Genomic DNA, 24342 nt, shown 5'->3' on the forward strand with positions numbered 1-24342 from the left:
GAGAAAAGGAGCTATCTTTTCAAATCATTTTGAGATAGCTCCTTAAATATATTTTTCTATTTTCCAAAATAACGCTTTAATAACCCTTTAAATGCCATTCCATGTCTTGCTTCATCCTTACACATTTCATGAACTGTATCATGAATTGCATCTAGATTTAATTTTTTAGCTAGAGTAGCTAATTCTTTTTTACCAGCACAAGCACCATGCTCTGCGTCTACTCTCATTTGAAGGTTTTTCTCTGTACTATCTGTTACTACTTCTCCTAATAGCTCTGCAAATTTTGCAGCATGCTCTGCTTCTTCCCAAGCAATTCTTTTATAAGCTTCAGCTACTTCTGGATATCCTTCACGATCAGCTTGGCGACTCATTGCTAAGTACATACCTACTTCAGTACATTCTCCCATGAAATTTCTACGAAGTCCTTCTAAAACTTCCTCGTCTACACCTTTTGCTACGCCTACAAAATGTTCATCTGCCCATTTTAGATCTCCATCTTCTTGAAGAATGAATTGATCCTTTGGGGCACCACATTGAGGACATTTATCAGGTGCTTCTGTTCCTTCATGTACATAACCACAGACTTTACAAATAAATTTTTTCATACTTATTACCTCCTAATATATTTTTCTTTTGTTATATTTACATTGGTAGATGATTATCAAGAGCTCTTGCTTTTAATCATGTTCCTTTTTCATACATTCTATACTTACCCATGAAAATTTTATCTAAACATTTTTCATAAAAAAATTGAAAAATATATCGATATAGATGTTGATTTTTTAATGTTACATGAAATGTTGTGAAGAATATTCTTAAATAGATAATCTCTTCTTATTTTAAGACATATAATGTATAAAATGAATAAAAGGAGAGAATATGATATGAAAAAATCATTCTACATAAGCCATTTTGTAAGAAATGCTTTGGCTCCTGCAGCAAGAATTATAAGACCTGAAAATCCTAAGAGTGCAGAGGCGATTCAAACAGAGGATTTAGATGGAGATGGAAAATATGAAATTATAGCAACATATGAACTTTATGGAGAAATGTATGTAATGATTTTAAAGGAAGAAAGAGGAAAATGGTATAAACTAACTATAAAAGGAGCTGGTAGTGGAATAGACTATATGAATTTTGCAGATATAACAGGGAAAGGTAAAAAAGATCTATTGATAGGTTGGCAGATAGGGAATATATGGAATGAATTAGATTTATATACTTGGGAGAAAAATACTATGAAAAGGATCGTTCACGGTTTGTCATATAGTAAAGTAGATATTTTTGATAGATTAGAACAAAAATCTGTAGCACTAGCATTATGGAGCTATACTACAGGAGATGTTTATGATATTCAGCTAGTTTATTGGGATGGAAGAAAATTAGCACATGTGAAAGATTCTCGTGATTATTATACTGAGAGGGTAGTTCCATATTATGAGCAGAAGGTAAAAGACATGCCGAAATCAGCTTTTTATTGGTATTATCTTGCAGATGCTCAGATTAATGGAGGAACACCTAAAGATGCTTTAAAATCTATTGTAAAAGGAATGGCTCTTAATGAAGAAAATCCATCAAAAGGAGAATTTTTAGCATTGAGGAAAAAGGCTAAAAGAAATCTTATACAATAAATTTTTTTTTACAGTATCTTGACACTATCGTAAAAAATTGAAGGTTGACAGAAGGATCAAAAACATGATATTATACAATGAAAACAAAATAAGTACCTTTAAATCGGTCCAGAGAGGCTGAAAAGGAAGTGATAGACGAGATACACATAAATTTGTGATATCTGTAGTTTGTGTGCAAATAAAAGCCTTTTACCTCTGGTAAAAGGCTTTTTTAATATATTAGAAAAATTTTTTAAAGCATGCTGAATAAATATACTGTTTTGAGTATTATTATAAAAATATTTATTTATATAAATTTGGATATAAAGAAATCAATATAAAAAAGTATTGGAGGGATACAAATGAAAGGTGTATTGTATCTAGAAGATGGAACGGTATATCAAGGGAAGGGCTTTGGCAAGAAGGGTACATCTGTAGGGGAGTTGGTATTTAATACTTCTATTACAGGATATCAAGAGATTTTAACAGATCCATCATATGCAGGTCAAATTATTACAATGACATATCCATTGATAGGAAACTATGGAGTAAATAGTGCAGAAAACGAATCTTCTAAAATATATGCAAAGGGATTTGTAACAAAAGCTATTGAACAAAAGCCTTCAAACTATATGAGTGAACAAACATTAGAGGAAATGCTTAAAAATATGGGGGTTGTAGGGGTTTGTGATGTCGATACAAGAAGCATTACAAAAAAAATTCGAAATGAAGGAGCTTTAAAATGTGTAATATCCAATGAAGAATTATCATTAGAAGTATTACAAAAAATTTTAAGAAAAGAGCAGTTAAAGGAAGATTGGATGAAAGAGGTAGGAACACAGAAGGTGTTTCATATACCTGGAATAGGACCAAAGATTGCTGTAATGGATTTCGGTATAAAGAGAAATATATTAAATAATTTAAAATATAGAAATTGTGATATTACTGTATTTCCTTACAACACGAGCTATGAAGAAATTATGAATATAAATCCTGAAGGTGTACTTCTTAGTAATGGACCTGGAAATCCTGAAGCAGCTACAGAAGCTGTAGAAACAGTAAGGAAAATTATAAAAAAAGTGCCTACCTTTGGAATTTGCATGGGTCATCAGGTTTTAGCTTTAGCAGTAGGAGGAAAAACCTACAAAATGAAGTATGGACATAGAGGAGGAAATCATGGTGTTTATGATATAAAAAGAGATAGAGCTTATATTACCTCTCAAAATCATGGTTATTCTGTAGATAGAGAAAGTGTAGAAGCATGTGGTATGGAGATTACACATATTAATCTCAATGATGATACGGTAGAAGGGATGAAGCATAAAGAACTTCCAGTTTTTTCTGTACAATTCCATCCAGAGGGGGCACCAGGGCCAACGGATTCTACTTATCTATTTGATCAATTCATCGACCAGTTAAAGGAGGAGAAAAAATGCCAATAGATAAAAGCTTAAAAAAGGTAATGATTATTGGTTCAGGCCCTATCATCATTGGTCAGGCAGCAGAGTTTGATTATTCAGGAACACAGGCTTGTAAAGCTATAAAAGAAGAAGGAATTGAAACGATCCTTGTAAATAGTAATCCTGCAACAATTATGACAGATACAAATGTAGCAGATAAGGTATATATAGAGCCTTTAAATGTAGAAAGTCTAGAAAAAATTATAAGCCGTGAGAAACCAGATGGGATTTTAGCAGGCTTTGGAGGGCAAACAGGATTAAATTTATCTATGAAGCTAAAAGAAGAAGGAATATTAGATAAATATGGTGTAAGACTTTTAGGAACAGATAGTGAAACTATCAAGAAAGCAGAGGATCGAGAAGCTTTTAAAAAGCTTATGCAAGAAATTGATGAACCAATTCCTATGAGTATTATTGCAACAAAAATAGAAGAATGTGAAGATTTTGTTAAAAAATATGGATATCCAGTAATCATAAGACCTGCTTATACCTTAGGTGGAACAGGTGGAGGGATTGCAGATAACTATGATGAACTGATTGAAATATGTCAAAGAGGAATAGAAAATAGCCCTATAGGACAAATTCTTCTAGAACAAAGTGTTGCAGGCTGGAAGGAAATTGAATACGAAGTTATAAGAGATAAAAAGGATAATTGTATTATTATTTGCAATATGGAAAATATGGATCCAGTAGGAGTTCATACAGGGGACAGTATTGTTGTTGCACCTTCACAAACTTTGAGAGATAAGGAGTATCAGATGTTAAGACAAGCATCTATTAAGATAATTAGAAGCTTAAAAATTGAGGGAGGCTGTAACATTCAGTTTGCATTAGATCCAAAAAGCAATAATTATATTGTTATAGAAGTAAATCCCAGAGTAAGTCGCTCTAGTGCTTTAGCTTCAAAGGCAGCAGGATATCCTATTGCAAAGATTGCTGCTAAAATAGGTATAGGCTTTAGCTTGGATGAACTGAAAAATTACGTGACAAAGCATTCAAGTGCATGCTTTGAGCCAGCCCTTGATTATATCGTAGTAAAATTTCCAAAATGGCCTTTTGATAAATTCAGCAAGGCATCTAGAACACTCGGAACGCAGATGAAAGCAACAGGAGAAGTAATGGCAATCAGCAGAAGCTTTGAAAGTGCACTTCTTAAAGCTTTAACTTCTTTGGAAGGTAAGTTTACAGGACTTAGAATGTTTTCTATGATGGAGATGACTCAAGAGGAGTTATTTAGGAAAATCAATTTATGTGATGACGAAAGGATTTTCGCCCTTGCAGAAGCTTTAAGAAGAGGAATAACAGTAGAAAAGCTCCATGAAATCACTAGGATAGATCAATGGTTTTTAAATGGTATTCTAAATATTATAAATATGGAAACAAGAATAAAAGAAGAAGATATAGATGAAAAATTACTCTACGAAGCAAAAGCGATGGGCTTTACAGATAAAGAAATCAGCGACTTAAAAGGAATAAATGTTCATGAGTTAGAAGAAATGAGAATAAAGAGAGCTATAAGACCAATTTTTAAGATGGTGGATACCTGTAGCGGTGAATTTGATGCCAAAACGCCTTATTATTACTCTTGCTATGAAGATGAAGATGAAAACATTATTAGTGATAAAAAGAAAATACTAGTGCTTGGTTCAGGACCTATTCGAATAGGGCAGGGAATAGAATTTGATTATAGCTGTGTTCATGGAGTATGGGCGATTAAAGAAGCAGGCTATGAATCCATAATTATAAACAATAACCCTGAAACGGTAAGTACGGATTTTGATACAGCAGATAAATTATACTTTGAATCCTTGTATATAGATGATGTGATGAATGTAATCAATCAGGAAAAACCAGAAGGTGTTATATTGCAACTAGGAGGACAGACTTCTGTAAATCTTGCAGAGAAGCTTTATGAAAGAGGCGTAAATATATTAGGGACTTCTTATCAATCAATGGACATAGCAGAAGATCGAGATAAATTCAGAAGCTTTTTAGAAAAGCTAAATATCCCAAGTCCTATGGGAAAAGCAGTTACGAGTATAAAAGAAGCATTAGAAACAGTAGAAAAATTAGGATATCCTGTAGTTGTTAGACCGTCTTATGTCATAGGAGGTCGTGCTATGCAGGTAGTTTACGATCAAGAAGGACTTGAAAATTATCTGCAAGATGCAGTAAATTTATCTAAAAAGTATCCTGTACTCATTGATAGATATATAAAAGGAACGGAAATAGAGGTAGATGCAATAGGAGATGGTGAGGATATATTAATACCAGGAATTATGGAACATATTGAAAGAACTGGGGTACACTCAGGAGATAGTGTTACTGTATATCCATATGTTACCTTAAACAAGGAAACAGTACAAAGGTTGGTAGATTATACTAAAAGAATTTCAAAAGGGTTAAAGGTAGTTGGACTTGTAAATATTCAATATGTGTTTGATGGAAAAGATGTATATGTTATAGAGGTAAATCCGAGAGCATCAAGAACTGTTCCAATACTAAGCAAGGTAACAGGAGTACCGATGGTAAAATTAGCAGTAGATGCTATGCTTGGAAAGAAGTTAAGAAACAGTGATTATGGAATAGGGCTAATGAAGAATAAAAAGCTGTATGCTGTAAAGGTACCTGTTTTCTCAGGAGAAAAGCTTGCTGATGTAGATATGTCATTAGGACCTGAGATGAAATCTACTGGAGAGGTATTAGGACTAGATACTGATTTTAATAAGGCAGTCTATAAAGGATTTAAAGCTTCAGGGATCAAGATTCCTACTAAAGGAGCAATTTATGTTAGTCTAAAGGCTGTAGATAAAGAAGAGGGCTTAGAAGTTATAAAAGATTATAAAGAGTTAGGCTTTAAACTATATGGTTCTGTAGGTACAGCGAGCTTTTTAAAGAAACATGGTGTTTCTTGTGAAACAATTCCACTATTTGAGGTAGACAAACGTATTGAAGATGGAACAATCAACATGATGATCAATACACCTACAAGAGGAAATAATAAATATAGTTTAGGTTTTAGAATTAGAAGAAAAATGAGTGAGCATAGACTTCCTATATTTACTAGTATTGATACAGCAAGAGTTTTTAAAGTAGCTATTGAAATAGAGAAAAATAAAGAATCAATAACATATAAGACTATTGATGAATATTTACTATAGCTGTTATTAATATAAGAGGCAAATCAAAAATTTTTATACAAAAATAAAATTTACTATTGATTTTATAGATTATAAATAATATAATATCTGTAATTACAAAAAAAGACTTTATTTTATTGAATTATTTATATGAAAAAGCTATGAACGGTAGTAGTAAATAATGCTTTGCTTTCAGAGAGTCGATGGGTGGTGTGAATCGATAGTAAAGGTTATTGAATCCGACCGGAAGCTGTATAGGGGTAAAAAACCTATACCGGGAAATCCCGTTATTGAGAAAGAGGCTGTATATGCAGTAAAAAAAGGTGGCACCACGTGGATATATATCCCCGTCCTTGATTGATTCAAGGACGGGGTTTTGTATTTATATCAAAAAGAATATTTGCAAATTTATGAAAACAAATGAAAAGCTATGCATAGAAAATATACAGAATGTTTTGAAAATAGATCGATATAGAATAGGAGAGGTTGAAATGGAAAATAGAAAAAAAGTTATTATTACAGAAAGAGTAGATGAAGAGGGAATAAGACTTCTTGAAAAACATTTGGATGTAGATGTTTGTCTTGATATAACAAGAGAAGAACTATTAAAAAGAATACCAGAATATGATGCGATTATTGTTAGGAGTGCTACAAAAATTAATGCTGAACTTATGGAAAGAGCATCAAAATTAAAAGTTGTAGGAAGGGCTGGAAATGGTACGGATAATATAGATTTGGCAGAAGCAACAAAGAGAGGTATTATTGTAGCTAACACACCAGCTAGTAATACTATGTCAGCTGCTGAACTTGCTATTGCTCTACTTTTAGCCGTATCAAGAAATATTGTAGGGGCAAATAATTATATTAAATCAGGAAAATGGGAAAGAAATAGATTCAAAGGTGTAGAACTTTACAATAAGACTTTGGGAATTATTGGTCTTGGTAGGATTGGTTCTTTGGTAGCTACGAGAATGAATGCCTTTGGAATGAATGTAATTGCATATGACCCATATATTGCGGATGAAAGATTTAAAAGATTTAATGTAGAAAAGAAGAATACTTTAAAAGAATTAATAGAGGAATCTGATTTTATTACAGTGCATACCCCAAAGACAAAAGAAACATATGGTATGATTGGAGAAAAAGAAATAGAATGGATGAAGCAGGGGGTAAGACTTGTAAATGATGCTAGGGGTGGTATCATTAATGAAAAAGCATTATTAAAAGGCATTCAAAATGGGAAAATTGCTAGTGTAGGATTAGATGTGCATGAGGAAGAACCTAGCTTTAATAATCCATTATTTGAATATGATAATGTTATTGTAACACCACATATTGGAGCAAGCACGATTGAAGCCCAAATCAATGTAGGGGTTACAGTAGCAGAGCAGGTGATTAATGCATTAAATGGAGAAATTGTACCAAACGCAGTAAACCTTCCTACAATGCATAGAGATGAATTAGCAGTGATGAAGCCGTACATTGAACTTATGGAAAAGTTAGGGAAAATATATTATCAGCTGCATAATGATTCAATTGAACATGTAAGTATTGAATATTGGGGAAGTATTGCAAAACAAGATACAGAAATGAGTACTATTGCATTCATAAAGGGTTTATTAGAACCAGTAGTAGAGGATAAGGTAAATTATATTAATGCAAAGCTTTTAGCAGAACAAAGAGGTATCGGTATAGAACAAAGGAAAATAAAAGAAAATTATAATGGATATACAGATTATATAGAAGTAAAGATAAAGACAAAAGAAAAGTTATTTGTCATTGCAGGAAATTTATCTTCAAAAAGAGAAGGAAGAATTGTAAAAATTGAAGGATACGAAGTAGATATAAATCCAACAAAGCATATGCTATTTGTACAGAATATGGATGTTCCAGGGGTGATCGGGCATATTGGTATGGTATTAGGAGAAGAAAATATAAACGTTGGAACTATGCAGGTAGGAAGAAATGCTGTAGGAAAAAAAGCATTAATGGTGTTGACAATAGATGATGAAGTATCTAATAAAAGCTTAGAAAAATTGATGCAAAAAGAAAATGTGTTATGTGCAAAATATGTAAAGCTTTAAAAATAGGCCACCATTTAGGTGGTTTATTTTTACAAAAGAAATACAGGATTATGATATACTATAAGAAGTAAGTGTAAAGGAAATAATTAAATAAAAAATAGTGGAGGAACAATATGAAAAAAATAGGGATTATATTATTGGCTATATTGTTTTTGTTGACAGGATGTAAGGAAAAAGAAGTAGAGAAGATTACACACCCTACATTGATTGTAAATGATTATAATGGGGTTAATCCTGAGAATATAGATCAATATGATATTGAGTTAGCATTTTCTCCAAAGGATCATATTATTAAAGGAAAACAGAGAGTAGATTATATAAATAAAGAAAATGCTTCTTTAAAAGAAGTTTATTTTCACTTATATCCAAACAGTTTTAGAAAAAAAGAGACAGCTCCATTTTTGATGAATGATTTTGATCGTGCTTATCCTGATGGATTTGAAGCTGGATATATTAATATAGAAAAAGTATCTATTGGGAATAAACCAGTTGCTTTTACATTAGAAGGAGAGGGACAGACGATCATGAAGGTAGTATTGCCTAAGTCCATAAATTCTAATGAGAGAATTTCAATAGATATGCAATATACAATAAAAATTCCACCTGCTAAAGAAAGATTTGGTTATAGTGAAGATATATTTAATCTTGGCAACTGGTATCCTATTGCAGCTGTTTATGATGAAACAGGATGGAATTTAGATCCTTATTATCCTTTAGGAGATCCATTTTATAGCGATGTAAGCAATTATCATGTGCGTATTGAAACACCAAAGGACTTTATTGTTGCAGCATCAGGAAATATTTTGAAAGATACAATTGTAGGCGATAAAAGGGTTTGGGAGATAGAGGCAAAGCTCATGAGAGATTTTGCTTTTGTAACCAGCAACCGTTTTGAAGTTGTTGAGAAAGATGTAGAAGGTACAACACTTAAGATGTATTTTATGAAAGATGTTAAGCAGGGAATAGCAGATAAAGCTATAGAATCAGCAGAAAATGCGTTAAAGACCTTTAACAGAGTATATGGAAAATACCCTTATGGTCAGTATTCTGTAGTGCAGACAAATTTCCCTAGTGGTATGGAATATCCAGGGATTGTTTTTATTGGTAAGGATTATTATAATGATTATGGAGATTTTTTAGGAATTGTGATTGTACATGAAACAGGTCACCAGTGGTGGTATGGTGTTGTTGGAAATGATGAGATTGATGAGGCTTGGCTTGATGAAAGTCTGACTACCTATTCAGAGGTCGTTTATACTAGGGAAATGTTTGGAGAAGAAACAGGAAAAGAATACTATCAGTATATGAATGAAGAACCATATAAAAGTGCATCGTCTTCTATAAGTAATGAAACTATTTTAAGACCGTTAAACAAGTTTGAAGGATGGGATGATTATGGAATTTTGGTATATAATAAGGGAGCGATGCTTTTAAATACTCTTTATGAGACATATGGAAAAGAAAAATTTTACGAGATTATGAAGCAATATTATCAAACCTATCAATTTAAAAATGCTAAAACAGAAGATTTTAAAAGGGTTTGTGAAGAGGTTGTAGGTGAAAATTTAGATGAACTTTTTAATAAATGGCTGCTTGGAGAATAAATGTAAAAAACCACAGGAAAAAATACCTGTGGTTTTGTTAATGTTTTTCCTTTAATATATAAGTGGGGGGGGACTTAATTTGAAACGAGTTACAGCAATATTTATAACATTTATTTTTTTATTGAATAGTACATTTAGCTTTGCAGATGTTAAAGTAAAAATTAATGCAAGGGCAGCATTACTTATGGAAGAAGAGTCAGGAGAAATATTATTTTCTGAGAATATAGATGAAAGCTTTGCACCAGCCAGTATTACAAAATTGATGACTTATCTTGTTGCTATGGAAGCTGTAGAAAAAGGACAAATTTCTATGAACGATTTAGTAACTATAAGCCCTAGAGCAGCAAGAGAGGCGGGAGCAAGCTATAGATTAAAGGCAGGAGAGATTATAAAGCTAAGAGAACTGATAGAGGCTATGTTGATTGTTTCTGCAAATGATGCAGCTTTTGCTATTGCAGAGTATGTAGGCGGAAGTATGGAGAATTTCGTAAAAATAATGAATGAAAAAGCTAAAGAAATAGGAATGGTAAATACACACTTTGTCAATCCTAATGGTATGCCAGAAAAAGACGAAGGAAATATGATGACAGCTAAAGATATAGGTATATTGGTAAAATACATCATGGATCATTATAAAGAAGAAATATTACCTCTTACAGATCAAGAATTTTATCAAAATAAAAGGAGGAATTTTTATAAAAAAAGTACAAATGGGTTGTTAAAGGTTATTCCTGATGTAGATGGATTAAAAACAGGATACACAAGAGAAGCAGGTTTTTGTTTAGCTGCTACTATGAATGTAAAGAAAAAGAATGAAAATGAGAAGGATTTTAGATTGATATCTGTTGTACTTGGAACGGAAAGTGATTTTAATAGAATCCATGAAAGTGAAAAGCTTTTAAATTATGGAATAGCTAATTTTACAAAGAGAAGAATTATAAAATCAGAGGAAATGATTGGAAAAATTAATTTATGGGGAGCAAAGGAGCTTCCTATCAAGCTTTTAGCTAAAAAGGATGCTTGGGCATTTGGCGTAAAAAATGGAATAGAAAAAAGTAGAGAGATTTCTTTACTAGATAAAATGCCATTTCCGATTATTAAAGGGCAAAAGCTTGGGGAATTGAAGGTTACACTATATAATGGAAAGGTTATAACAATGGATCTAATTAGTGATCGAGATATAAAAAAGATTCCTTTTAAAGTATTCATAACAAAATTTTGGTCAGTTTTTTCAAGTCTTATTTCAAATATCATGTAATGTATATGTTATATATAGGTAAACAACTTCAAAATGAAATATAAAAGATAGTTCATTCCAGATAACTTTTGAAAAAACAAAACTTCATTCCATGAAAAAATACTAAACCTTCAAAACTCACTTCGTTCAAACAATGAAGGTTCTTAACGTATTTTTCATGAAATTTCAGTAAGTTTTTTTACAAAAGTTATCGAAGTCATTCACTTATCTTTATATATTTCTTTTTTTCATGTTGAAGTTGGATCCCTATAGATAAACAATACTGACATTAAAAAAGAAATATGTAAACATAAGTACAAAGATAAACATATTATAACCTTGACAAATGTAAAAAATCGGATTATTCTATTAATGGTAAACTTGCACCCGTAGCTCAGGGGATAGAGCGTCGGTTTCCTAAACCGTGCGTCGGAGGTTCGAATCCTCTCGGGTGTGCCATAATATAGTCTCATCTTTCTTGGTTTTTCAAGGAAGATGAGATTTTTTGTTTTGAGGGGAATTTTTAGTTAGTTGCAATTAGTTTCTAAAAAAGGCTAGTTGTCGTCGGCGTTACGACGTCAAAAGGACGTCGTGGAGGGGTTAGCGGGTATTAGAGGTTACAAGGAGAGAGGATTAAAGTAAAAAAATTAGTCACAAAAAAGAGATTTAGGATAATTGGAGCTGAACCGTACCATAAATAACGGTGGTTTTTTAAATTAAAATTCTCTTGGTAAAACTATGAATATTACTCTGTTTTCTTAGATTTATAAGGAAGATGGGGGTTTATATTGTATGGGCTTTTTAGTTAGTTGCTAGTTGTTTCTAAAACTCTTAGTTGTTATCGTCGTTACGATGTCAAAAGGACCTCGTGGAGAGAAACAAAATGAACTAAAAAAATCAGTGATAAAAAGAGATTTAATGTAATTAGGGTCGAATTGCAGTATAAATAAAGGAAAAATAAACTGATTATGTTATAATTAAATACAGTATAAAAAGTTCATATTACAGATAAAGGGGATTTGGATATATGAGTGAGAGTGTACAAAGCATTAAAACTAGTGTAAAAGGGGAAGAATTAGAAAAAAGAGAAAATAAGTATATATGTGAATGGGGTACAAAATATAATGAAAAGAATTTAGATAAAGAAAAGGATTCAAATGAAGAAACAAATAGAACATATTTCAGAAGACAGAGAGATAGAATATTATATACTGGAGGATTTAGAAGGTTACAAGATAAAACACAAGTAATAGCAGCAACAAAAACTGGAGATCATAGAACCCGATTAACACATTCATTAGAAGTGGAACAAATAGCAATTAGTATGGCAGATGCATTAGGATTAAATAGACATTTAGTAGCAGCTATATCATTAGGACATGATGTAGGACATACTCCTTTTGGGCATGCGGTTGAGAAATTTTTAAATGAGAAATTAAAAGAGAAAGGTGGATTTTCTCATGCTGTACAAAGTGTTAGATATTTAAAAGATAGAAAAGTAAAGTTATCAAAAGAAGTTTTTGAGGGAATATTAAAACATGATACAGATGTATATGCTGGTGGTTATAATAAAAAACAATTTGACTGTACTGAATATAATCCTTTAGAACCAGGGAATTTAGAAGCACAAGTTGTTTATTGGGCAGATAAAATAGCATATTTAAGCCATGATTTTGAAGATTTTTATAAAACGGAGATTTATGAGAATGCTATAAAGAATGATAAAAAATTAGAAACAAAATTAAAAGAAACTTTAGCAGAACTTATACCAGCTAAAAAAGACAAAATCTTAGAAGACATAAATAACTTTAAAACGAGAGACTTGATAAGAAATGTATTAAGTAACTTAATAGATGAAAGTTTAAAAACTCTTAATGAATTAAAAGGGTCAACAACGTTAGATCAGAAGACAATAAAAGAGAAAACAAAAGAAAGAATATTAGAGATTGAAAAAAACTTAGAAATTGATGGCTTGAAAATTGGTAAAATAGAAGAAAGAATGTCAGATATTGAAGGAAACTCACAGATGGCTGAGGATGAGAAAAAAGCTGAAATAAAAAATATGAAAAAGAAGATAAAAAAGATAAAAAAGAAAGCTTATCAAAAAGGGTTAATTATTAACTTTGAAGATAAATATAGTAAAAGTTATTCTGCTTTAAGGGATATATTGAATGAACATTATGTAATGAGCTCAGAGGTACAAAAATCAGATAAGAAAGCTGTAAGAATAGTAGAGGCGTTATATAATAAATTTATAACCAATATTGAAGAACTACCTGTGAATTTTCAAAATAGAATAAAGAGTGATACAAGTAAAAAAGAGAGAATAGTTGCTGATTATATAGCTAGTATGAGTGATAGATATGCAGAAGAAGTATATGATAATTTAAATTCAATAGGTAGTTATTACAAGTATTAAAATTTAATTTTAAGGTGATTTTATGAAGAATGAAATAGTTATGAAAGATGAAAAGTTAAATTCTATTGTAGAGTTTAACTTTGGGAATATAGCACAGTTTGTTAGTTTTGGTATCACTGAAAAAAATAAATTGAGATTTGTTCATATAAATAAATATAAAAATAAAGAAGGACTTCAAGAGAAAGAATTGATTGAGAAATTAATAGATTCTGCTCCTTCGAGAGCTGTGAATATAAGAAGTTACAGTTTAGATGCCATGAAAGGGAATAAGTTAATTTTCAACAAAAAACGTGAAGATATTGATGAAATATTAGATATTATAAAAAATAATAAGGTAGAAGGAAAGTATTCAATAGTTAATGAGAATATTGATATAAATGATGGGGGAGTATCTGGCGTTGTATTAGGAGATACTATTGAATTCTCTCCAAAAGATACACCAAAATGTGTTGATAAAGAGGGAATTTGCTCATTACCTAAAGAATTTGGATATAGCATTTTAGAAAAAGTATACGGTTTCAGACCAGAAATAAATTTTAATGAAAATTATAGAGTAGAATTTAGTATACATCCAAATAGACAAGGGGTAGGGAAAAAGCACACTATTATATGGGAATATGAAGAGTATAATAATATAAGTCATGAGAACATAATAACATGGCCAAATAATTTTTCTAAATTTATTGGAGATAAAGCATTTGGGTTATTACTAGCAGATACTTTAGGCATAAAAGTGCCACAAACTACTGTTATATCTAGAAATATAGCACCTTTTACATTTGGTAAAGCAACTGGATTACATGAAAAATGGATAAGAACATGTCCAATTGTTAAGGAGCCAGGGAAATATTATACTGGGGATAGTTGGATAGACCCTTTTGAACTTATGAATATTGAAGAAAACAAAGGTGATAATGATATTAATATAGCGTCTATACTTTCTCAAGATGCAGTGGAAGCAGTTTTTTCAGGGGCATCTATAATAAGGAAGAATATGGAAGAAGATGTTATAGAGGGTGTTGCAGGTAAAGGCAGTGCTTTTATGATTGGAGAAGAAAGACTGTATAATCTACCAAATGATGTTATTAGAGAAGTTAAAAGGCTAAACAATAAAATACGAAGTTATTATAGATATATAGGTGAGGTATCAACAGAATGGGTTTATGATGGAGAGCATGTATGGGTAGTTCAATTGAATCAATTAAAATCAAGTGGAAATAAAAGTGTAATAGTTGAAGGCAATCCATTATATTATAAAGAATTTGATGTAAGTAATGGTCTAGATGAACTTAGAAAATTAATTACAAAATTAGAAAGAAAAGATATAGGAATTGAATTAGTTGGTAATATAGGAGTCACAAGTCATTTTGGAGATTTGTTAAGATTGTCTAAGATACCGTCAAAATTAAGGTATGATGGAAAGACTAAGAATAATATATTGTAAAACATATAGTGTGTGTAATAAACGGTATATTTTCCTAAAAAGTGGCATGATAAATATCGGCTCGGGAGGTATGCCGTTTATGACTTTTAGCAGATGAAAAGTGGAAAAAGCACATAGATAAAGTTAAATAACCAATATATATTCTTAAAAACCATAGTTATAGCGAAATGATGAACCATACCATAAATAACGGCGGTTTTGTTGATGAGTTGAAAGGTAGAATATTGAATTTTTCTTAGATGTACTGGAATATAGCCTCATTCTCTTTGGTTTTCCAAGGGACGTGGTTTTTTGTTTTGTGGGGGAATTTTAGTTAGTTGTTATTAGTTTTTAAAAAGTCGTAGTTGTCGTTGGGAAGGGCTTGAAAATGAGTAGTAATTTCAATAAAGATTGTAATAATATGACATGTATGATAAAATATAAATTTTATAAAATAGGTATAAGGTATTAAATTTTAAATTCAAGTATGATAATATATATGGTGTAGAATCAATATTAAGGGGATAGTATTATGATATTAAGTGATAAAGAAATAAGAGATAGGATTGAGAATTACAAAAAATATGATTTAGAAAAGCCACTTATAGAAAACTTTAAAGAGGAAAGACTTCAAGGGGCTTCATATGACATATCTATGAATAGTATAATTCATAGATATAAAACTGAATTTAGGACTATTGACTTAAGAAATCAGAGTGAAATTGATAATATTTATGACGAAGCTGAAATAATTAATGGATATGAGATAGCTCCAAAAGAATATATATTAATAACACTAAATGAAGTTATTAATTTGCCAAGTAATATAATAGCACATGTAAGACCAAGGACTAGATTTACTAGATTAGGATTATTACTAAGTAATCAGCACTGTAATCCAACTTATTCAGGAAAACTTCAATTAGGATTATTTAATGCGACACCCTATGCAATAAAAATATTTCCTGATTTAAAAATAGGTCAATTTGTATTTGAAGAATTAAAATCTATACCGAGTGAAAATAAATGGTATAAAAATAGTAAAAATGCGATTTATAATAATGAAGAGAAGTTCATTGGTTCTAAAATAAGCGATGAGATTAAAAGAAAAGCAGAAGATGAATATAACAATATATTGAAAAATTTGCTTAACAGTGAGGATGAGTAATGGATTGTAAAATAACAAAGAAAATGATAAATGCTTATATAGAAAGCCAAAAAATTTCTCATAGTGGGACTTTAGAAGAAATAGAATACATAAAAGATTCTGCAAAAACGAATTTTTTCAATGATATAAAAGAAGAAATAGTTGCTTTGGAAAAAGAAAGAATAAAAAAAGAAGCAGAAGTTGAAATTGAAAAATTACAACAAGAGAAAAAAATAAAACAAATCAAAGTATTAATGTATGAAGGTTTTATTATTGCTTTTTTAGTTGGGTTAATAGTAAATCAAGCTACAGAGATTCTTAATCTTTCTAAAGGAGTACCAACAAAGGCAGCAATAACTTTATTATGGATGACTGTGTTAGGAATAGGAACGTTAATTGTGTATAACCATAAGTTTTTAAGTGATATAAGTAATATAATTAAAGAAAAATTCCATAAACAATAGTCTCTATAATATAGAAGTGAAAGTGAGGATTAGAAACATGGGTGTTGTATATGAAATGAATTGGTATTTAGTAGCAGCAGATAAAAGTCAAATTATAAAGATAAATGATAATGAATATATGTTACAAAAATCAGATAGAAGAGTATATCCAATAGATTCTGAAATACCGCTTATAATTAAGAATCTTGGCTGTATAGCTATAGTAAAGATAAATAAGTTTGAAATTGATAAAAGTAGTACAAATATAATATTTTCTATTGTGAAGGAATATAATTCAGAAAGTGAAATTGCAAAACATTATTATGAAATGTATATGAATATGAAAAGGATGTAATAAGAGGATAAGGATGATATTATAGAAATGTGGCTTTAAGAAACCTCAAAGGAAAAAGCAATAAAAGGTTTAATTAGTACAGAAAATTATGAAGAATTGTTAGGGATAGAGCCACAAAGAGCCTATGAATCAGTAAATGGAGATACAATAATGTATGCAGAATTAGATTTTTAGCCTAAGAGAGTGACAAGGAAAATGTTACTTTCTTAGGCTTTTATTATTTTGAAGGGAGAGGATATTTTGAAAGCATGTGAACTAAAGAAGATAGTAAAAGAAATTTTAAAGACTTATAAAGAGGAGCTAGTAGATGATGGAGAAATTCTAGGGGAATATATTAGCATTACCCACGATGAATATGAAGACATAGTTCCCAAAGGAGCTTTTAGAAAAGAAGATGATGAATATTTAATAATGGCAGTAGGGACAGTAGAAACAATAGAACAAGAGTTAACAGTATATCTTATCTATAAGTATAACGATAAAGCATACTATCTTACAGTAGTAAATGAAGATGAAGAAATTGAAACCTATGGTGTTAGTATAGAATCATGGACACACTTAGTTTAACAAGATAAACTATAATTAGATGAAAGGGTGTGTCCGTATGAATATTAATGGTAAAAGATACAACGAAGATTTTAAACAAACAATTATTGAATTATATAACTCTGGTAGTTTAGTATCAGAGTTAGAACGTAAATATGGTGTAACTAGAACAACAATCTATAAATGGATTAAAGAAAACAAAGTAATTAAAGTAGAAGATCAAGAACCTATTACTCCTAAAGATATAGCTGAGATGAAAAAGGAAAATGCAAAGCTCAAGGAGGAAATTGAAATCTTAAAAAAGGCTTTAACCATATTCGCGAAAAAATAGATATTCAATCATTAATTTCTTTTATCGAAGATAATAAGAAAAAACATAATATTAAATTGTTATGTAAAATTTTAGAACTACCTCGTAGCACTTATTATGACTGTAGGTCCAGAGAAAAATCTAACAGATCTCTTGAAAATGAAAAACTAAAAAAAGTCATTATGTCTGTTTATCTAGATAGTAAAAAGCGTTAAGGTGCTCCTAAAATTAGATAAATACTAAAATCTCGTGGATGGTCATTAAGTCTAAAAAGAATACAAAGGTTAATGCAAAAGCTAGGTATTAGATCAATTGTTCATAAAAAATTTAAGCATTATTCTTCTAAGTGTAATGAAATAATAGGTAAAAACATCATTAAAAGAGATTTTACAGCTACTTGTATAAATCAAAAGTGGGTAGCTGATATTACCTATATTTATACTATTAAAAATGGTTGGTGTTATCTAGCATCAATAATGGACTTATATACAAGAAAAATCATAGGTTACTCATTCTCTAAATCTATGACCACTGAATTAACAATAAAAGCTTTAGAAAATGCTTATTTAAACCAAAGACCTAACGGTCAAGTTATCATTCACTCTGACCGAGGAAGCCAATACACTAGCTATGAATATATGAAAAAGGTTAAAAGTCTAGGATTATTCGAATAGGTAAGGGTTTGAAGTTATCTCCACCTTTTCCCCTCGACCACACCCTGCATGAGACTTTCGAACTCACAAGGCGTTCCATCTTAAACTTTTAATCTAAATTAATCAAATTACATTCTTTACGATATTTGTTTACTTTCTTCAACTGTTTTACGTTCAATTGAAGTTTGTTCATATATCTATCAATCGTCTCTTTTAGTGTTGCATGTATTAACTTGTGAACATCCTTGTGTATTGCTATGAGATTAGCAAATTCATCTTTTCCACCTAATTCTGTTGGCTTTATATGATGTATCTCCACTTCATTAGCACATAAGAATTTACCTGTGACCAAGCATTTTCCTTTCTGTGATGAGTATTTAGAGAGTTTGTTATCTGCTAATTCAACCGTATTATATTCGTATATATTATTCATAAGCCTTTGTATTTCAGTAGACACATTAGGTTTTAGTTTCTTGTATATTAATTCTCTACCTTGAGATGTATAGTTACATATATTTTGTGAAAAATTCATCACATTTTTAGTCTGTATGTCTGCTATTGGATGGAGATATAAACCTGCTACCTTATGTGTTTTAAAGTTATTTTTATTGAACTTTTTGTATGTTTCGTTGGGTTTAATAGGAATTTCACATTTACCTATTGATTTTAGACGATTGAATAGGGTTTTGGAAATTTGATAGGCTATTTTACTAAAATCTCTGTTAATATGCGTTGCATATTTGTAGTAGTTTTTAATCCCTATAATATATATGTTGTATTTATTGACTGTACTTGTTAAAGGATTTTTTTGTATATTTAAAATTAAATCTCTTAATCTTGATTTAATCTTCTCCTTTTTCTTTTCCATGACGAATGTATTAGCAACATGTTTGTTTCTCTTTTTTACTACTTTAATCTTGAATCCTAGAAAATCTGAACTTTTCTTTCTAAGATTTGTTATTTGAGATTTTTCTGTTGATATATCCAGTTTCAAATTATTCTTTAAATAGTTTTTAATTGCATGAAATATTTTATTTGCTGTTATGTGATTTCTAGTGTAAATTTTGAAATCATCAGCGTACCTTACAATGAACATTTCTTTTAGATTACTATATTTTTTAAGTCCCAAGTATTTACTGTCTACTCTTGAATATCTGTATTTGGTTTCAAAGGTTTCCCATTGGTCACTAACCCACCAATCTAATTCATTTAACACAATATTAGACAGTAAAGGAGATAATATACCTCCTTGTGGAGTACCTTCAGTTGGTATCCCTATTCCTTCTATTGGTGCTTTTAGCATTTTACTAACTATTCTAAGAACTCTCTTATCTTTGATACCTATATCATACATCTGTTTTAATAATTTTGTATGATTTACGTTATCAAAGAAACCTTTTATATCTATATCTACTACATGATGCATCTTCCCTATATTAATTAGGTATTGATTTCTTGACATAGCATGATGAGTTGACCTATTAGGTCTAAATCCATAAGAATGTTTGTGGAATCTTGCTTCGCATATTGATTCAAGAACTTGTTTGAACATTTGCTGTATAATTCTATCTCTCATAGTTGGTATTCCTAAAGGTCTTGTTTTACCGTTATCTTTAGGGATTTCTACCCTTCTAATCGAGTTGGGTTTGTAATTCTTTAGTGTGTCTCTTATTTCTTTCACAAATGTACCTTCATCCTTGACTTTATAATCTGCTATTGTCAATCCATCAGTACCTTTAGTTTTACTTCCTGTGTTAGCCTTGATGTTTCTATATGCAAGAAGTATATTTTCTCTTGATGTTATGATTTCATATAATCTAAGACCGTTAGTGGCTCTTTTCTTACTTCTATCATATAACCAATCGAATGTTTCTTGCATACCGTAATATTCGCTATATCGTAATGCTGTACTCATTGATGGCGTGTTGTTCTCCTTCCATACAGAAGTCCCATCATCTTACCTGACCCTATGAGTTTCATTTAATTAGTTCAGTTTTCAAAGTTCAAGACTTGGGACTATCCCTCCGCCACTTATTATCATGGTTTCATAGGTACTGTGTCCCTACTTTCACAAAAGTAAATTCATTTCAATATCATTTGATATCTTATAGAAACCAACCCGATTAGTAGTCGTTTAGATAGTTGACTTTTGCTTACAATGTTCCGATTAACTTAGCTTTTACATATATCCTTAGATGCTTACTATGAGCCTGTTAATTTATACCTTCGTTGTTAGGTATTCCGAATTTCTTAATTGACAAACATACTTTTCGGTAATTAACCCCACTAGTTGTGGTTTAAATATTTCTATTTAATAAGAATTTAGACTCGTACATTCGCAAGTTCGTCAGTTCATTTAAGAACATTCTCACCGTAGATATTTTCTAGCACTCCGACCTATCATACACTCAACCACCTCTGGTTCGCATTTCGTGGTGGTAGGTTATTATCCCACATGCCTTACGGTATACTCTTAGCCGACTTTACCTAGCTTCAAACCCTTAATGTCTACTAAACATTAAACGCTTGTAGGAGTATCAAGTAATTCGTTTCAGCCTACATGAAGGCTTCATTCCAAATTTCAGTTAATCAGTTAGATTAAATGTGATTTCATTAATCCTCTCTTTTCGTGATTAATCACTTATAGAGAAACATTTCGCACATCTATTTCTTTTAGCAGTAAGGGTAATCCCTATGATAATGCTCCAATAGAATCATTTCATTCAATATTAAAAAAAGAAGAAGTTAATCATAAAAAGTATAGAGATTTTAATGAAGCTAAAAAATCTATCTTTGAATTCATTGAGTCTTGGTACAACAGAAATAGAATACATAGTAGTATTGGTTTATGACTCCAGACCAATTTGAGAATAATTTAAAGTCAGCTTTTTAATTTGTTAAACTTTTTGTGTCCAAAATATTGACATAAGCCCAAAGAGATTGAAGGAAATGAATATGTTTTTCAAGATTTCAATAGAGCATTAACAAGGAAGGTTATAAGTGATAACATAAGAATGTAAGAAAATGATCATATAAGAATGCACAATTACTGCAAAACAATATATAATTATCTCTGAAATTAATGGAGGTAATTATGATAATAAAAAATAATATAAATACAAATATAGAAATTAATACATTAGAAGATCTTCATAAACTGAAACCTTTCATGGAGGTAGGAAACTTGAAAGTGAATAAAAGCCAAATAGCAAGAGAATTAGGCGTTGATGCTCGTACTGTTAGTAAATATATAAATGGCTATACTAAGCCCACTACAAGAAATAGTTCATCCAAAATCGATAGATTTTATCCTATAATCAAAGAATTATTAAGCGATGAATCAATACAAGTATTTTATTATAAGCGTGTATTATGGCAATTCTTAAAAGACAATTATAGCCTTGATTGTGCTCAATCATCATTTCGTAGGTACATTTCTAAGCATGAAGAATTTAATAATTATTTTAAGAAAAGGCGAAAAAATTATGCATCTAGCGTTGCCCCTATGAGATATGAAACGTCCAAAGGACAACAAGCGCAAGTAGATTGGAAGGAGAACATGGAGTTTGTATTAAGCGATGGTGAGATAATTAAAATAAATATATTTGTGATTATCCTTTCTTACTCAAGATTCAGAGTTTATAGATTGTCACTTAGTAAAACACAAGATATTTTATTATCCTTCTTAAGCGAAGCTTTTGAAACCTTCGGAGGTGTCCCACATGAATTATTAACGGATAATATGAAAACAGTTATGGATGAACCAAGAACCAATTATTCAAAAGGAAAGGTAAATGCAAAATTTCAACAGTTTGCAAGCGACTATAATTTTAAGGTTTGTCCATGTATTGCTGGCAGACCCAATACAAAGGCAAAAGTAGAAGCTCCAATGAAGCTATTAGACGAGATACGTGCGTATAATGGAATGTTAAATTATGATAAATTAAATCAACTTGTAACAAAGCTTAACAATAGAATAAATAGTACATGTCATACTGCAACAGGTAAAATACCCATTTTACATTTAGAAAAAGAAAAAGACTCCTTATTTGAACTTCCTAGGGAACAAATAAGAAATCTTTATTCAATCACAACAGTATCTGTAACAGTAAATCCTCAAAGTATGATTCATTATAAATCAAACCAATACTCTGTACCCCCAGAATATATTGGAAAGAAGCTACAGCTACAAATATATGATGGTCAAATACACATTTATTATAACACAAATTTAGTTACTATTCATAAGGTGAAAAATCAAAAACTAAATTATCATCCACAGCATTATGTAGCAATTAGCTCTTTGACTTTAAATAATCCACTTGAGGAAATAGAAACGATTGCAAAAAATAACTTGAAGATGATAGGAGAGATATACCAGAATGAATAGTTCATACACACAATTAGTAAAAAACCTAGAATACTTGAAATTAAAACAAATGATTACACATCTAAATGATGTAATAGACTTTATAAACAAGAATAATCTTTCTTTTGTAGAAGGACTTACTAAACTGACAACCCATGAAATCGACTTCAAAGAAGCAAATATGATTCGTTCAATGGTAAAAGTAGGGGCTTTCCCTCATACAAAGGAAATCAAGGATTTTGACTTTGATTTTCAACCAAGTATTAATAAGCAACAAATTTTAGATTTTGCAACTCTACGGTTCTTAGAATCGAAAGAAAATATTGTATTTCTAGGCTCTAGTGGGGTTGGTAAAACACATTTAGCTACTTCAATAGGCATTGCAGCAGCTAAAAAAAGATATAGTACATATTTTATAAAATGCCACGATCTTCTTCAGCAATTGAAGAAAGCTAAACTAGAAAATAGACTTGACGCTAGGTTAAAACATTTTGCTAAATATAAATTGTTAATTATTGATGAATTAGGGTACCTTCCAATCGATAAAGATGATTCAAAGCTATTTTTTCAACTGATAGATATGAGATATGAGAAAAAAAGTACTATCCTTACAACAAACATAAACTTTAATAATTGGGATGAAGTTTTCTATGATGCAATAATAGCTAGTGCTATTTTAGACCGAATTCTACATCATGCTCACATTATTTCTATTAGTGGAAAATCATATAGACTAAAAGATCATTTTAAACAAGATGCTGAGTAAAAAACTACATTTTTAAATGATCAAAAAGTTACATTCTTAGCTTGACATTTATATTACGAAGAGCTATATTGAGAATCATCAAATATTTATACTTATTTTAAGTGTTGTTTTGATTTTATATAACAAAATAAAATAAATTCAACTAAGCATGGAAAGAACCACAAAAAAGCAGCATGAAAGTAGAAGACATTAAGATCAAAAATGTGTTATAACATTAGGTTATGAGGTATAATAGAAGTAGGTAGGTGATGAAATGAAAATACAAAATCCTCTTTTAGAGATATATTTATAAAGGATAACAAGGGATTACAAGAATCTATCTTAAGAGCAGCAGAGTATCTACGAGAATTAGACGATAAACAAACAGGGATAGAATATTTTGAGACATTTATGAGATATGTTTTGAACGCAGGACAGAATTTAGATAAAACAGATATTGATGAAATAATTGAGAAAATTGAAAAGACCTATCCGGAAGGGAGTGAAGTAGTAATGACTTTAGCTGAAAGATTTAGAGAAGAAGGAAAAGAAGAAGGTATGAAGAAAAGCTTAGAAAGAGTGGTTCAAAAGTCAATAATAAAAGGACTTACTACTGAAGATATTATTGAAATTACAGGACTCAGTAAAGAAGAGATAGAAAACATAAGAAAAAGAATGCTTATATAGGAGTCTGTCACTTAATTTAATATAGATTAGTGATAGATTTTTCATATTTTCTAAAGATATTAGTACTTTCAGGAAGTGATAGAAATTTGTATAAATACTTATGAATGATA

19 protein-coding genes, 1 tRNA gene, 1 pseudogene and 1 other annotated feature are annotated in these 24342 nt (G+C 30.5%); of the genes and pseudogenes, 19 read left to right on the forward strand and 2 right to left on the reverse strand.

Annotated elements, in window-relative coordinates:
• Positions 1-56: 56 nt before the first annotated feature.
• Complete coding sequence (locus tag KVH43_RS05140) at positions 57-605, reverse strand: NADH peroxidase (RefSeq protein ID WP_218283783.1); 549 nt, start codon at positions 603-605, stop codon at positions 57-59.
• A 279-nt stretch (positions 606-884) separates the two neighbouring features.
• Here KVH43_RS05140 and KVH43_RS05145 point away from each other — a divergent pair, with 279 nt between their 5' ends.
• The 15 genes from KVH43_RS05145 (at position 885) to KVH43_RS05215 (ending at position 18452) form a co-directional block, all read left to right on the forward strand.
• The gene (locus KVH43_RS05145; protein WP_218283784.1) at positions 885-1631 is read left to right on the forward strand and encodes an FG-GAP repeat domain-containing protein; all 747 of its coding nucleotides are present in this window, start codon (positions 885-887) and stop codon (positions 1629-1631) included.
• Between the two features lie 341 nt (positions 1632-1972).
• Entirely contained in the window at positions 1973-3052 is a 1080-nt protein-coding gene (gene carA / locus KVH43_RS05150) for a glutamine-hydrolyzing carbamoyl-phosphate synthase small subunit (RefSeq protein WP_218283785.1), read from the forward strand.
• Positions 3043-6231: a carbamoyl-phosphate synthase (glutamine-hydrolyzing) large subunit gene (gene carB, locus KVH43_RS05155; RefSeq protein WP_218283786.1), complete on the forward strand. Its 3189-nt coding sequence runs from the start codon at positions 3043-3045 to the stop codon at positions 6229-6231. Before carA ends, carB begins: the two co-directional genes overlap by 10 nt.
• A 131-nt stretch (positions 6232-6362) precedes the next feature.
• Positions 6363-6568: a binding site (T-box leader), on the forward strand.
• Between the two features lie 133 nt (positions 6569-6701).
• Positions 6702-8294, forward strand: coding sequence for a phosphoglycerate dehydrogenase (gene serA, locus KVH43_RS05160; protein WP_218283787.1), 1593 nt, complete (start codon positions 6702-6704; stop codon positions 8292-8294).
• Positions 8295-8407: 113 nt separating this feature from the next.
• Positions 8408-9898: a M1 family metallopeptidase gene (locus tag KVH43_RS05165; RefSeq protein WP_218283788.1), complete on the forward strand. Its 1491-nt coding sequence runs from the start codon at positions 8408-8410 to the stop codon at positions 9896-9898.
• A 79-nt stretch (positions 9899-9977) separates the two neighbouring features.
• Positions 9978-11156 carry a D-alanyl-D-alanine carboxypeptidase family protein gene (locus tag KVH43_RS05170; RefSeq protein WP_218283789.1) on the forward strand — a complete coding sequence of 393 codons (1179 nt, stop codon included), beginning with the start codon at positions 9978-9980 and terminating at the stop codon, positions 11154-11156.
• Positions 11157-11518: 362 nt separating this feature from the next.
• Positions 11519-11594, forward strand: a tRNA-Arg gene (locus KVH43_RS05175).
• A gap of 568 nt (positions 11595-12162) precedes the next feature.
• Complete coding sequence (locus tag KVH43_RS05180) at positions 12163-13554, forward strand: HD domain-containing protein (protein ID WP_218283790.1); 1392 nt, start codon at positions 12163-12165, stop codon at positions 13552-13554.
• 22 nt (positions 13555-13576) lie between these two features.
• Positions 13577-14998 carry a hypothetical protein gene (locus KVH43_RS05185; RefSeq protein ID WP_218283791.1) on the forward strand — a complete coding sequence of 474 codons (1422 nt, stop codon included), beginning with the start codon at positions 13577-13579 and terminating at the stop codon, positions 14996-14998.
• 511 nt (positions 14999-15509) lie between these two features.
• Positions 15510-16145 (forward strand): dCTP deaminase, encoded by a 636-nt coding sequence (gene dcd / locus KVH43_RS05190; RefSeq protein ID WP_218283792.1) that lies wholly within the window; start codon positions 15510-15512, stop codon positions 16143-16145.
• Positions 16145-16588 carry a hypothetical protein gene (locus KVH43_RS05195; RefSeq protein WP_218283793.1) on the forward strand — a complete coding sequence of 148 codons (444 nt, stop codon included), beginning with the start codon at positions 16145-16147 and terminating at the stop codon, positions 16586-16588. Before dcd ends, KVH43_RS05195 begins: the two co-directional genes overlap by 1 nt.
• Positions 16589-16625: 37 nt before the next feature.
• Positions 16626-16922, forward strand: coding sequence for a DUF2584 family protein (locus tag KVH43_RS05200; RefSeq protein WP_218283794.1), 297 nt, complete (start codon positions 16626-16628; stop codon positions 16920-16922).
• A gap of 240 nt (positions 16923-17162) precedes the next feature.
• Entirely contained in the window at positions 17163-17489 is a 327-nt protein-coding gene (locus KVH43_RS05205; RefSeq protein ID WP_218283795.1) for a hypothetical protein, read from the forward strand.
• 37 nt (positions 17490-17526) lie between these two features.
• Positions 17527-17799, forward strand: a complete 273-nt coding sequence (locus KVH43_RS05210) for a transposase (RefSeq protein ID WP_218283796.1) — start codon at positions 17527-17529, stop codon at positions 17797-17799.
• Positions 17800-18014: 215 nt separating this feature from the next.
• The gene (locus KVH43_RS05215; RefSeq protein WP_218284081.1) at positions 18015-18452 is read left to right on the forward strand and encodes an IS3 family transposase; all 438 of its coding nucleotides are present in this window, start codon (positions 18015-18017) and stop codon (positions 18450-18452) included.
• Positions 18453-18540: 88 nt separating this feature from the next.
• On the opposite strand, the gene ltrA is transcribed toward KVH43_RS05215, so the two are convergent.
• A complete protein-coding gene (gene ltrA / locus KVH43_RS05220; RefSeq protein ID WP_218282640.1) occupies positions 18541-20346 on the reverse strand; it encodes a group II intron reverse transcriptase/maturase in 1806 nt (601 codons plus the stop codon).
• Between the two features lie 754 nt (positions 20347-21100).
• Here ltrA and KVH43_RS05225 point away from each other — a divergent pair.
• The 4 genes and pseudogenes from KVH43_RS05225 to KVH43_RS05240 all read left to right on the forward strand — a co-directional run.
• Positions 21101-21283 (forward strand): annotated as a pseudogene (locus KVH43_RS05225) (integrase core domain-containing protein); the annotation flags it as partial.
• Between the two features lie 242 nt (positions 21284-21525).
• Positions 21526-22821, forward strand: coding sequence for an IS21 family transposase (gene istA, locus KVH43_RS05230; RefSeq protein WP_218282865.1), 1296 nt, complete (start codon positions 21526-21528; stop codon positions 22819-22821).
• Positions 22814-23566, forward strand: a complete 753-nt coding sequence (istB, locus tag KVH43_RS05235; RefSeq protein ID WP_218282866.1) for an IS21-like element helper ATPase IstB — start codon at positions 22814-22816, stop codon at positions 23564-23566. Before istA ends, istB begins: the two co-directional genes overlap by 8 nt.
• A gap of 390 nt (positions 23567-23956) precedes the next feature.
• Entirely contained in the window at positions 23957-24232 is a 276-nt protein-coding gene (locus tag KVH43_RS05240) for an RpnC/YadD family protein (protein ID WP_218283797.1), read from the forward strand.
• Positions 24233-24342 lie beyond the last annotated feature (110 nt).

This window comes from Crassaminicella indica (assembly GCF_019203185.1).
Taxonomy (GTDB): domain Bacteria; phylum Bacillota; class Clostridia; order Peptostreptococcales; family Thermotaleaceae; genus Crassaminicella; species Crassaminicella indica.